The organism is Alsobacter sp., from assembly GCF_059501845.1.
In genome coordinates, this window is sequence record NZ_JCACDK010000020.1 from 95,572 (window position 1) to 107,770 (window position 12,199).

The window sequence follows — 12,199 nt, forward strand, 5'->3', positions numbered from 1 at the left end:
CGGGCTCCCGATGCTCGCCTTCGCGCTGCGCCGTCTCGCCGCCCTTCTCGTCACGCTCGTCGTGGCCAGCGCCGTCGTCTTCGTGGCGCTGGAGGTGCTGCCCGGCGATCCCGCCGAGGTGATGCTTGGCACCCAGGCTCGCCCCGACACGCTCGCTGCGCTGAGAACCAAGCTCGGTCTCGACCGGCCCGCGCCGGAGCGCTATGCGGCCTGGGCGACGGGCTTCCTCACAGGCGATCTGGGCACCAGCAACACCTATGCGGTTCCGGTGGCCGAACTGCTGGCCCAGCGCCTGCCCGTGTCGCTGCCGCTGGCAGTCCTGTCCCTCGTGCTCACCGCCGCCATCGGCATTCCGCTCGGCGCGCTGGCGGCTGCCCGGCGGGGCAGGGGGGTCGACGCCGGCGTGATGGGTCTGACCCAGCTCGGCATCGCCGTCCCGAACTTCTGGTTCGGCATGCTCCTCGTCCTCGTCTTCGCCGTCACGCTGCGCTGGTTGCCCGCCGGAGGCTTTCCCGGCTGGTCGGTGGGCCCGGGGCCCGCACTTCGCGCGCTTCTCCTGCCCGCAATAGCGCTCGCGGTCCCGCAAGCCTCCATTCTTGCCCGCGTCATGCGCTCCTCTTTGCTGGAGACGCTGGGCGAAGACTATGTCCGCACGGCCCGTGCCAAGGGTTTGTCGGCCGGGGAAGCCTTGCGCCGTCATGCGTTGCGCAACGCGATGATTCCCGTCCTGACGATCATGGGCCTGCAATTCTCCTTCCTGTTGGCCGGCACGATCATCGTCGAGAACGTCTTCGTGCTGCCGGGGCTCGGCCGGCTCGTGTTCCAGGCCGTAAACCAGCGCGACCTCATCGTCGTGCAGAGCGTCGTGATGCTGCTGGTCGCCTCCGTCGTCGTCGTGAATTTCTGCATCGATCTCGCCTATGCCGCCGTCGATCCACGGCTGAGGACGCGCCGGTGAGTGCCCTCGTGGGTCGCCCCCGGGCCCGCGGCCTTCGCCGCGCCCTTTTGCACCCCAGCTTCACCGCTGGCCTCGTGCTGACGCTCGTCCTGGTCGCGCTGGCCGCTCTTTCCCTCGCCTGGACACCGCACGACCCGACGCTCATCGACATCGCGGCGAGGCTCAGGCCTCCCTCCCTCTCCAATCCCCTGGGGACGGATCAATTCGGCCGCGACGTCCTGTCGATGATCATGGCCGGGGCCGTGACCTCCATCGCCGTCTCCGTCGTGGCCGTCGGCATCGGCATGGCGATCGGCGTGCCGATCGGGCTCGCTGCGGCGGCGGCGGGCGGAACGGCCGATCTCGCGCTGATGCGCCTGTCCGATTTTCTCTTCGCCTTTCCCGCTTTGCTTGTGGCGATCCTCCTGAGGGAGGTCTTCGGGCCGGGCGCCTTCAACGCGATGCTGGCCATCGGCATCTTCAACGTGCCGGTTTTCGCCCGCGTCGCGCATGGCGCCGCCCTGCCGCTGTGGACGCGCGATTTCGTCTCCGCCGCCCGCATGGCGGGGAAGGGCCCGGCGCTGATCACGCTGGAGCACATCCTGCCCAACATCGCCGCGATCCTGATCGTGCAGGCGACCATCCAGCTGTCGCTCGGCATTCTCGCCGAATCCGCCCTGTCCTATGTCGGCCTCGGTGTACAGCCACCCCGGCCCAGTTGGGGCAGGATGCTCAACGAGGCGCAGACCCTCATGGCGGTCGCGCCGCGCCTCGCCATCGTGCCCGGCCTCGCCATCGTGCTCGCCGTGCTCGGCCTCAACCTGCTCGGCGACGGCGTTCGCGACCTCGTCGATCCCCGCCTGTCGCGGGGGCGCTGAGTGCCGATCCTCGACGTCCGCGGCCTCGACCTCTCCATCGCCGGCACGCCGATCCTGCGCGGCGTCGACCTTGCCGTGGGCGAGGGTGAGATCGTCGGCCTCGTCGGCGCATCGGGCTCGGGCAAGTCGCTGACGGCCCTGTCGATCATGCGCCTCCTGCCGCCCGGCTCCCGTCTCGGCGGCACAGTGCTGCTCGACACGGGGTCACGCACGCCCGTCGATCTCGCGCGGCTCGACGAGGCTGCGCTCTGCGACATGCGGGGCCGCGACGTGTCGCTTGTGTTTCAGGAGCCGGGAACGGCCCTCAACCCGCTGAAGACCATCGGCGAGCAGGTGGCCGAGATGTTCCGCCAGCACCGCGGCGCCTCGAAACGGGAGGCTGCCGAAGAGGCCGCCGCCATCCTCGGGCAGGTCGGGCTCCCGGCGACCCGCGCCGAGCCGGGCCGTTACCCGCACGAGATCTCCGGCGGCCAGCGCCAGCGTGTCGTCATCGCCATGGCGCTGGCGCTGAGGCCGAAGCTGGTCCTCGCCGACGAGCCCACCACGGCGCTGGACGTCACGACGCAGGCGCAGATCCTGCGGCTGCTGCGCCGGAGCACGGCGGGGGAGGGGGCGGGCCTGTTGCTGGTCACGCATGACCTCGCCGTCGTCGCCGCCATGGCCGACAGGGTGCTCGTGCTCGACGGGGGGCGCGTGGTGGAGGAAGGCACGCCGGCCCGCCTCCTGCGCCATCCCACCGCCCCAGCGACGCGCCGCCTGGCCGAAGCCACGCGCCACGTGCCGCGGTCACCCGCCGTGCCGCACGGACCGCCTCTCCTCGTCGCAGAGCAGGTCACGCGCACGCACCGCCTGCCTCGCAAGACGCTGTTCGGGCCGGCAGGGCGCCTCGTCGCGATGGACGACGTGTCCTTCACCATCGCGGAGGGCGAGAGCGTCGGCCTCGTCGGAGAATCGGGGTCGGGCAAATCCACGTTGTCCAGGGCGGTGGCGGGGCTGGAAGTGCCCCAGGAGGGCCGGATCACACTGGGCGGTGTCGCGGCCGCGGAACTCTCCGCCCGCGACCTGCGGGCCTGGAGACGCCGCGTGCAGATGGTCTTCCAGGACCCCTACGGTTCTTTCGATCCCCGTCACAAGGCTGGCCGGCTCGTCGCAGAGCCCCTGCATCTCACGCCCGGCCTGTCCGCCGCCGAACGGCGCCGGCGCACGGTGGAAGCCCTGGAGGATGTAGGCCTGTCCGCCAGCGATGCGGAGCGCTATCCGCATGAGTTCTCGGGAGGTCAGCGCCAGCGCCTGGCCATCGCGCGGGCACTCGTCACGCGCCCGAGCCTGGTCGTCCTCGACGAGCCCGTCTCCGCCCTCGACGTGGTCACCCGGGCGCAGATCCTCGACCTCCTCGCCGGACTGCGCGCTCGCCACCGGCTCGCCTATCTTTTCGTGTCCCACGATCTCGCGGTCGTCCGGGCTGTCACCGGCCGCGTGCTCGTCATGAAGGACGGCCGCATCGTCGAAACCGGCCCGACTGAAGAGGTGCTCGGCGCTCCCCGAGATCCCTACACGCGTGCCCTCGTCGAGGCGTCGCTGCATCTGGAGGCGGAACTCGAACGGGGGTGACGAACGAGGCTGCCCCGACGCCGCCTCAAAGCCGCCTGAGCGTGACGGCAGCCGGGGTCTCCGACCGCTGCAGAATCCCACGGACGTCGTAGACGAGCCCGCCATCACGGAGCAGGCCGCTCACCAGCGGCCAGCCCCCCTCCCGGAAAGTCCGGTGAGACACGGCGAGAATGACAGCATCGGCCGGGCAAAGTTGCCGGATGTCCAGCAGATCGACGCCCTGGGCAGCCGCCGCCTTCCGGTCTGCAGCGGGATCATGAACCTGGACGTCGACACCGGCGGCGCGGAGCCCGGCGAGGATGTCGACAACCCGCGAGTTGCGGGTGTCCGGGACATTCTCCTTGAAGGTCAATCCGAGCACCGTGACCACCGGCCTCGCGCGACCCGACGCCATCAGCCACCGCACGCAGTCCTGCGCGATCCGCTCTCCGACAGCGTCGTTGACGCGCCGTCCGGCCAGGATCACTTCGGGATGGCACCCCGCCTTCTCGGCCCGGTAGGTGAGATAATAGGGGTCGACGCCGATGCAGTGGCCACCGACCAGCCCCGGCGTGAAGGGCAGGAAGTTCCACTTGGTGGAGGCCGCAGCCAGGACGTCGCCCGTGTCGATCCCGAGCCGGCCAAAGATGATCGAGAGTTCGTTCATGAAGGCGATGTTGAGATCGCGCTGCGCGTTCTCGATCACCTTGGCGGCTTCAGCGACCCGGATCGAGGGCGCGCGATGAATGCCGCCCCTCACCACGGCGCCATAGACTGCCGCGACAATGTCCAGCGTCGCGGCATCCTGCCCGCTCACCACCTTGGCGATGGTCTCGAAGCGGTGTTCGGCATCGCCCGGATTGATGCGCTCGGGCGAGTAGCCGACCGTGAAGTCTGCCCCGCCCCGGAGCCCCGACGCGGCTTCAAGCACCGGCAGGCAGTCCTCCTCGGTGGCGCCGGGATAGACGGTCGACTCGTAGACGACGATGTCGCCACGCTTCAGGACGCTCCCGACGACTTTGGAAGCCGAGAGGAGAGCCGAGAGATCCGGCCGTCTCGCGGCGTCGATGGGCGTTGGCACTGTGACGACGAAAAAGTCGGCACTGGCCATTTCGGACGGCTCGGCCGTGAAGAGAAGCGCTTTGTTCGCCAGACGAGGCGTTCTGACCTCCAGCGTCCTGTCGTGCCCCGACTGAAGCTCCTGAATGCGACCCCGATCGAGGTCGTACGCAACGACTGTGAACCCGCACTCCGCGAACGCCACGGCGACGGGAAGGCCGACATAGCCCAGCCCGACAACGGCGATCCTGCGCTGGTTCGCCGTGCTCAAGGCCGTTGTCCCCGGTGTCGTCCGCCCGGCGTGCCCGGCACGTTACAGCTGGTCAGCAATGTAAGGCTCCGCCTTCACGAAAAACCACGACGCGACGACGAGCAGCACGGCGATCAACGGCAATGATACCAGAAGGTACACGGGCGCCGCCTCGCCAGCGCCCGTCAGGGAATATCGCGCAGTCTCGATGATGCTCGCCATGGGATTGAGCAGCAGGACGGCTTCGCGAAGACCGGATGGGATCAGCTTGGAGGAATACAGCACCGGCGTCATGAGCATGAAGACCTGAACCACATAGGTGGTCATGTAGATCATATCCCGGACGAAGGCGGCCACTACGGTCAGCACCATGCCGACCGCAAGTCCGAGGGCGAGAGCCGCCACCATGCAGACTGGAAACAGCAGCAGTGCGGGACCCGTGTTGATCCACCAGTCCCCGGTCCGGATCCCGAAATAGACGACCGTCAGCGCGTACAGCCCAAAGATGACAAGCGTTTCAACCAGCGGCGGACCGATGGACGCGACAGGCAGAAGAAGCTTTGGAAAGTAGGTCCGCCGCATCAGCACCGAGCTCCAGACAAGCGCTCGCGGCATGATCTGCACCACGGACTGAAACAGCGTCCAGGTGATGTAGCTCGAGAGGAAGAAAATGGGGTAGGGCTCGCCATGAGTATCGAGCGGCACCACCTTCGTGAAGAGGATCACGGTGATCACTGCCGGGATCAGGGGCCGGACGAGGAGCCACCAGACGCCGAGCAAGGTCTGCCGGTACCGGCGCATGCTGATTTCGTTGAACAGCACCGGGTAGAAAAAGCGGTGCCGGAACGCGGCCTTCACCTGCTCCAGCAGTTTGGGGCTGCGCGCCTCGATGACTGTGATGTTGGTGTCGGTCATGGCCCTGTATGGCTCGCGGTGTCGGGCCCCTGGGGCGTCAGTGTCCAGGTTCCGGGAGGGCTGATGAGCCCTGGCCGGGTCGCCTTCCAGTTGGCCCAGACGGAGCGCTCGACATCGGCATTGAGAACCCGAAATGAAAGGGGCGCTTTGGTGGAAGCCTTGGCCTCGCCGGTCGACACCGTGAACAGGGCTTCGTACACGCCGTCATTCAGGAAGCTGCCCGGGATGCTGATCCGCACGGTGTGAACCTCTCCCTCGCGCATGCGAAGAGGCCCCTGCGACGTCCTCGTCACCAGCCGATCGGCTCGATTCAGCCGCATCTCGATCACCGCCTCGCAGTCGTGCTCCGCCGAAAGGAGGCATTCGATGGCGAACGGCTCCGTAAGCTGGGCGACCCCGATCTGGCCTCCGGAAAAGTCGGCGAGCCGCACATCGAGCACCTTCACGTCCATTGAAGCGCCGGACCGAGAGGAGGCCTCATCTGCCACCAGAACCTCCCGGACATAGGCCGTGATGACGTCCTCCGGCTCGCCAGACATGCGAACGCGCCCCCTGTCCAGCCATATGATTCGCGTGCAAATCCGGCGAAGGGCATTCAGGTCGTGGGAGACGAACATGACAAGGCCGCCTGATGCCGCGACTTCCAGCATCCTCTGCTCGCACGCCTCGCGAAAGTCGGCGTCCCCCACCGCAAGAACCTCGTCCGCCAGTACAATCTCCGCAGGGAATCGGACGAGAGCGGCGAAGCAGAGGCGCACGAAGCTGCCCGCCGGGCAATGCCGCATGGGCACGTCGTCGTAGTCCCGCAGGTCAGCGAGTTCGATGATCTCCTGCACCAGCATGGACGCCTGCCGCCGCGTAACGCCGGCCGCAAGACCAAACATTTCCACCGTTTCCGAAACGGTGAGTTCGGGCGCGAAAGTGGCGCCCAACTCAAGGAGAGCCAGGACGCGGCCGCGTAGCCGCGCCTGTCCGCCGGTAGGCGGATGCACGCGGGCGAGAATCTTGAGCAGCGTCGTTTTGCCCGCGCCGTTTCGGCCGATGATGCCGAGGACTTCGCCAGGCCGCCCTTCGAGGGAAAGGCCGTCGAGCGCCTTGAGAACGTTGGCTGGCGCCTTGGCGCGCCGGCCTGTCAGGTCGCGTAGCAGGCGTATCAGCGCCGGCACGCCGCGCGAAGCGACCGCGGCCGCACGTCCGTCCGCTCCGATGATGAAAGTTTTGACGAGCTCGCTGATCTCCACGAGCGGCGGAACGCCGGTCATTGGCTGAACTCGAGCGACTGCATCTGGTCGAGATGCCACGCGAAGCCGGTGTTGATCACCGGGCCTGCGCGCTTGCCGCGGCCGGCGACCCTGACGAGCACCGCCCCCGGAGCCCTCAGCACGTGCTGCTGGTCCCCGACCTGGGACACCAGGAAGAAGTTGAGGGAGTAGTCGCCGTCTGCGAGATACCGGAGCGGCAGACTTACGCTGCACGATACCGTTTCGGGCGCCACGCATCGGGACGGAGAGGGTGAAACGGAACGCATCACGACCACGCCGCTCTGCGCCATCACGTCGACGAGAGGCCGGTAGACCTGCGCTTCCTTGAGCCGGATCGACAGATCCACCCGGCCGTCCTCCTCCTCCTCCGCCGCAGCAGGGCCGGCGTGGACGAATTCGAGCGTTGCGACGACACCCTCCGCGAGGGGAGCCGGAACCGAAAGGGTGAGCCCAGGGCAGCTGGAGGGATCATCGTCGTCCACGCCTTCGAAATCGATCAGGCGACCGTCGCTGATGGCAAGGATCCTGGCACCGAGTTCCTCGGCAAACGCCTCGTCCGGCGGGACGATGAGCGCCGAGGAGCCGGCTTCGCGCAGTTGCCGAAGCTGCCGGATGCAGTGCCGACGGAACGCGACGTCGCCCGTTCCGAGAATGTCGTCCATGAAAATGATGTCGGGCTGCGAAGCGAAAAGCTGCGCTACGCACAGCCGCATCTGCATGCCGCTCGAAAGCTTGCCGGAGGGGGCGTTCTCGAACCCCTCGAGTCCGGCAAGAGCCACGATCTCGGCCTCGCTCCCGGCTTTGCGGTCCCTGCTCGCGGTCGCCAGCTCCTTGCGAATGGACTGCCGCACCGAGAGATGACGCTCAATGGCGTCCTTGATGTCGATCAGCGCTCCAACCCGGCCGCGCAGGACCGCCTTTCCGGCGGTAGGGGGAAGGCTGCCCGACAGAATTCGCAGGAGCGTTGTCTTGCCGGCGCGGGCGGGGCCTTGCAGGCAGACAATCTCGCCAGGCGGCACGTGAAAGGTCACGTCGCTCAGGGCCGCAACCGGTTCACGGCCGATCGCCCGCGTGACGTCCCGGGCCCCACCGCCCAGTCCCGCAATGCCCAGCAGAACACGGCCGATCTGTGCCGGCTTGAGCTTGCCGACCTTGACCGGCAGGTCGAAGACCTTGTCGAGACCAGACGCCTCGATGCGCGGGAGCGCTGTCGGACCACGTGGCGCAATCATTGAGATGCGTTGTCCTCGGCCGGAATGCGTCAGCGTCGCCGTCAGGCGTCCGCTCTGACCCGCCAGCGGCAAATCTTTCCAAACCAGCGGAAAGTCAAGTCTGGCGCCCGGACTTCCTGGAAGGCGCTCGGTCGGGTTGTGCCCTTAAGCGACTTCAGTTATCTGCCCAATGACGTTTACGCCAGCCACACAGCGTCGCCGGGATGGTTGGCCACGGTAATACCGCGCCGGGCGGGGTGAATTTCATCCGGTCCGGTTTTAACCGCGGACGCAACACACAGCGTTCGAGATCGTTCGGAGATCGGACCGGCCGTGAAGATCCTCCTGGTGCTGAGGCACCCGTTCTTTCTCAAAAACTTCACCGCCGGGGTGAAGGACCTTCTTGCAAGGGGACATCAGGTCGAGATCGTCTTCAGCGAACCTCCCAAAGGCCGGGTCGGCGAGAACCTCACTGCCGAGGCCGGACTGGAATTGCCCGGCGTCTCCCTGTCGCATCACGTTCGAGAGAACAGCGCTCAGGAGGGCGTCTGCGAGATCGTGTCGACTGTCATCGACGTGCTGCGCTACGACACCGACCTCTATGACACCTCCGAATTCCTGCGCAGGCGTGCCTACAAGATGATCCGCCCCCTCATGGGGGCGAAGACGCTGCTTCAGAATGCACGGAGGATTGTGGCGAAGCAGGGATACAAGGCTGCGCACGACAGCCTTATGGCCCTCCTCGACGGCCTGAAGCCGGCCCCCGACATCAAGGCCCGGATCCGGTCCAGCGGTGCCGAAATCCTGGTCGTGTCTCCGCTGACCCCCTTCGGCAGCGAGCAGGCGAACTGGATCCTTGCCGCCCGGTCGCTGGGTATTCCGGCGATCTACAGCATGTACTCGTGGGACAACTTGACCAACAAGGGCATGCTCCGGCCACTGCCGGATGGCGCCATCGTATGGAACGAGTCCCACCGCAGAGAAGCGGTCGAACTACACGGCATGGAACCAGACCGCATCCTGCTGGCCGGAGCACCGGGCTACGATGTCTGGTTCGATACACAGCTGACGACAGATCGGGCGACGTTCTGCCGCCGTGTCGGGCTCGACCCGGACCAACCCTTCGTCCTGTACACCTGCTCGTCGGGGTCGATTGCCCAAGAGCACGAGGCTGACTTTATCGAGGCATGGATCCAGGCGATCCGCTCGCATTCAGACCCTCAGGTCTCCAGGCTCGGGGTGCTCGTACGCCCGCATCCGCAGAACGCACAGGCGATCGCCAGCCTGGACGCGCGCGCGTTCGGCAACGTCAGCGTGCACCCTCGAAAAGGGGCCGTGCCCTTTGCCGGGACGGCGCGGGAGGACTTCTACTGTTCGATCGCCCACAGCATGGCGGTCATCGGTGTCAACACCTCCGCCATGGTCGAGGCCGCCATCATCGGCAGGCCAATCATTGCCTTCGAAAGCGACGTCTTCGGCCAGGGCCATCTCGGCACGCCGCATTATCGCCAGTTGCTGAGCTACCGGTTCCTGATACGAACCCCGACGGTGGCGGAAAACCTCGACGCTCTCGCCAGGATTGTCGGGCAGGATGCCGAACTCACTCGTTATTACAAGGAAGGGAACGCGCGCTTCGTCGATGAATTCATTCGTCCAGGGGACCGACTGACCCCCGCTGCGAAACGATGGGCGGACGCCGTGGAATCGCTGGCGCAGGGCGTCCGCGGACGGCAGCGTCTGCCAGCGGCAAACCCGCCCAGTTCGGTGCCGACAGGCCGCCTTCTGATCTCGGGTTGGACCAACGCCTTCCTCGGCTCGCACGTCAAGAGAGTGCTGCGCGGGCTGAAGCGGAGGGGCAGGGATGCGCGGACGCGCGTCGCGCGCGCGGTGGGAAGCCGCCGTGTAAGGCTGGGCGCCCGTCTGGACAAGCGCATGCGCCGCGTCAGCGACGTCTACGTGCATGTCAGGCTGTTCGGCATCCACGCGTTGCCTCTGAGCGGCGCGGACTTCGTGGCGGAGCGTGAGCGCAAGCGTGCCGCTCTGTCCGAAAGGGGGCTGGTTGCACGCATCTACGACAAAGGCCCATACCGGATCCTGCGCGACATCGAGGCCGCCCTGAACGGCGGCGGAACCGCACCCGAGGTGCTGCTTCTCGGTGACTCCGTCCACTATCGCGTTCGCTACAACGATCGCGACAACTCGACGCTCTCGGAAATGGTCGCTGGTCTTTTGGCACCCCGGTCGTCGTTCGGACTGAACGGAGCCGCATTTCATCCGCGGCTGTTCCTGGCAACGATCCGCTGCGTTGCGCAGATGCCCAACAGGCCTAAGGTCGTCGTCATTCCAGTCAACCTCCGCAGCTTCTCGCCGCAGTGGTGGCTGAAGCCGGAAAATGACTATGTCAACGAAATCGCGGCACTCGAGGCTCACCGGCCCGGCGACGAGGTTCCGACGCTTCCGCCGTTCCAGAAGAACAAGGATGGCGAACGGTACCGCGCGCTGGCGGTGACCTACCCAGGAACGACCCTGTCGAGTATCGGCGAGTTCCTCGCGGTCATCGACGGCAAGTCCGACGACACTGCGCGTCAGGCCTGGCGCGACCGGCAAATCGCCATCTTCCATTTCATGCACACGCTCGAACCGGACCATCCGTGGCTGCAGGACATCGTTCGGTGCGTCGAGGAAGCGCGTGCTGCCGGGATGAGGCCGGTCGTGTACGTCACGCCCATCAACTATCAGTGGGGCGTGCGGTCCGTTGGCGACCTGTTCGCCACCGCCGTCGGACGCAATACAACCACGTTGCGGCATGTGCTCGAACCGGTGGTAGACCGTCTCGGCGGCACATACCGGGACTGGAGCAGGGCGTTTGTCGACAGGCTCTTCTTCAATCGCGACGAAAAGACGGAGCACCTGTCGGACGAAGGCCGCAGGAAGCTCGCGCGAATGATCGTCGACGAGCTAAGGCCGTATCTGAGGTAGGGCTGGCGTCACGGCGTCTTCGTCAACCTCGCCCGGCTTGCGGCTGGCTTGCGCGGGCTTGGCACCGCCCCAACGCCATTTCCTGATGGTCCGGCGCTCTACTGCCACCCAGACGGTGCCGAGAACGATCGACCCTACCGCCGCCACGAGGGAGCGCAGCACAAACTCCAGGTCCGGCCAGTGCGCCATCTCCGCCGCCCTGACCAGCGCCGCCCTGTAGTGCGACACGTCCACCAAATAGTCCGTGAACATGAAGTGGATCATGTAAACGGGGTAGCAGAGGTCACCTGCCCATTTCGACCACTCGCTTTCCCGCCCGGTCCACGCGAACAGGACCAAGAGGATCGCGGCGACCGAAGCAACGTTGACGGCCGTGCCGTTCGCCGACTGAAGCGCCTGGATGGCAGTGACGTTCCAAAATCGCAGTGTGAACAGCAGCACGGCGGCAAGAAGAAGCATACCTGCCCATGTCAACGTGCTGCGTGCACCTTGCGGCAGGCTCCATTGCGCTTTTGCCTGCAGGTCGAAGGCGAGCGCGCCGATGCCGAAGTAGAGAGCCGAGCCCAGAACGCCCTCGGGCGTTCCGGACGCTGTCCAGTAGAGACCGAAGGGCTCTATGAGATCGCTGGCCGGCCGCAACCAGCAGAACGCGAGAACACCCACAGCGAGGTATGTCAGGATGCCTGTGCGTCCGAATCGAAAGATGAGCGGGGCCAGAACATAGTAGATAAGCTCGAAAGGCAGCGTCCAGGCCGGCTTGTTGAAAAATCCGGCATAGCGCGGGAGGAGCATGAAGCTCAGCATGACCGTCATGGGCAGGCCGAGGTCTCCAAACATCGTTGCATATTCCGTCCGGCGTTCGGAGACGAAGGAGGGAAAGAGGATCCAGATGAGGCAGCACAGCACGATGTGCAGCGGATAGATCCGCAGAATCCTGTTCCAGTAGAATGGGAGAACGGCCCTGCCATAGTTCGACGAAAGCGTCAGCATCATCAGGTAGCCGCTGACGACAAAAAACGCGCTCACCATGGAGCGCGAAGTCGCCTCCGGCAGAAGTTTGCCGTGAGCGAGAAGGACGCCGAAGGCGAGCAGCAGGCGGGCATGTCCCAGCATGATCT

Annotated in this window: 8 protein-coding genes and 1 pseudogene; 4 read left to right on the forward strand and 5 right to left on the reverse strand. The window is 66.2% G+C overall.

Going from position 1 to position 12,199, the window contains the following annotated elements:
- Positions 1-10 precede the first annotated feature (10 nt).
- From AC5JCN_RS24875 to AC5JCN_RS24885, 3 genes are read left to right on the forward strand one after another with little or no spacing between them, the layout of a single operon-like run.
- Positions 11-958: an ABC transporter permease gene (locus AC5JCN_RS24875; protein WP_495757832.1), complete on the forward strand. Its 948-nt coding sequence runs from the start codon at positions 11-13 to the stop codon at positions 956-958.
- Complete coding sequence (locus AC5JCN_RS24880; protein ID WP_495757833.1) at positions 955-1,815, forward strand: ABC transporter permease; 861 nt, start codon at positions 955-957, stop codon at positions 1,813-1,815. Before AC5JCN_RS24875 ends, AC5JCN_RS24880 begins: the two co-directional genes overlap by 4 nt.
- The gene (locus AC5JCN_RS24885; protein WP_495757834.1) at positions 1,816-3,426 is read left to right on the forward strand and encodes a dipeptide ABC transporter ATP-binding protein; all 1,611 of its coding nucleotides are present in this window, start codon (positions 1,816-1,818) and stop codon (positions 3,424-3,426) included.
- Between the two features lie 25 nt (positions 3,427-3,451).
- Here the strand turns inward: AC5JCN_RS24885 and AC5JCN_RS24890 are convergent, their stop codons facing one another.
- The 4 genes and pseudogenes from AC5JCN_RS24890 to AC5JCN_RS24905 all read right to left on the reverse strand — a co-directional run bounded on the left by AC5JCN_RS24890 (position 3,452) and on the right by AC5JCN_RS24905 (position 8,123).
- Positions 3,452-4,735, reverse strand: coding sequence for a nucleotide sugar dehydrogenase (locus AC5JCN_RS24890; RefSeq protein WP_495757835.1), 1,284 nt, complete (start codon positions 4,733-4,735; stop codon positions 3,452-3,454).
- A gap of 42 nt (positions 4,736-4,777) precedes the next feature.
- Positions 4,778-5,629: an ABC transporter permease gene (locus AC5JCN_RS24895; protein WP_495757836.1), complete on the reverse strand. Its 852-nt coding sequence runs from the start codon at positions 5,627-5,629 to the stop codon at positions 4,778-4,780.
- Positions 5,626-6,696: pseudogene (locus AC5JCN_RS24900) on the reverse strand (ABC transporter ATP-binding protein); the annotation flags it as partial. The pseudogene AC5JCN_RS24900 and the gene AC5JCN_RS24895, both read right to left, overlap by 4 nt.
- Positions 6,697-6,887: 191 nt before the next feature.
- Positions 6,888-8,123: an ATP-binding cassette domain-containing protein gene (locus AC5JCN_RS24905; protein WP_495757837.1), complete on the reverse strand. Its 1,236-nt coding sequence runs from the start codon at positions 8,121-8,123 to the stop codon at positions 6,888-6,890.
- A gap of 312 nt (positions 8,124-8,435) precedes the next feature.
- Here AC5JCN_RS24905 and AC5JCN_RS24910 point away from each other — a divergent pair, with 312 nt between their 5' ends.
- Complete coding sequence (locus AC5JCN_RS24910) at positions 8,436-11,081, forward strand: hypothetical protein (RefSeq protein WP_495757838.1); 2,646 nt, start codon at positions 8,436-8,438, stop codon at positions 11,079-11,081.
- Here the strand turns inward: AC5JCN_RS24910 and AC5JCN_RS24915 are convergent.
- On the reverse strand, positions 11,061-12,194 hold the full coding sequence (locus AC5JCN_RS24915) for an acyltransferase family protein (RefSeq protein WP_495757839.1): 1,134 nt from the start codon (positions 12,192-12,194) through the stop codon (positions 11,061-11,063). The genes AC5JCN_RS24910 and AC5JCN_RS24915 overlap by 21 nt on opposite strands.
- Positions 12,195-12,199: the final 5 nt, after the last annotated feature.

What these genes read in the sequence shown, in the direction of transcription:
- AC5JCN_RS24915 (WP_495757839.1), bottom strand. Translation starts at nt 12,194, where the DNA reads ATGCTGGGACATGCCCGCCTGCTGCTCGCCTTCGGCGTCCTTCTCGCT.
- AC5JCN_RS24875 (WP_495757832.1), top strand. Translation starts at nt 11, where the DNA reads ATGCTCGCCTTCGCGCTGCGCCGTCTCGCCGCCCTTCTCGTCACGCTC.
- AC5JCN_RS24905 (WP_495757837.1), bottom strand. Translation starts at nt 8,123, where the DNA reads ATGATTGCGCCACGTGGTCCGACAGCGCTCCCGCGCATCGAGGCGTCT.
- AC5JCN_RS24895 (WP_495757836.1), bottom strand. Translation starts at nt 5,629, where the DNA reads ATGACCGACACCAACATCACAGTCATCGAGGCGCGCAGCCCCAAACTG.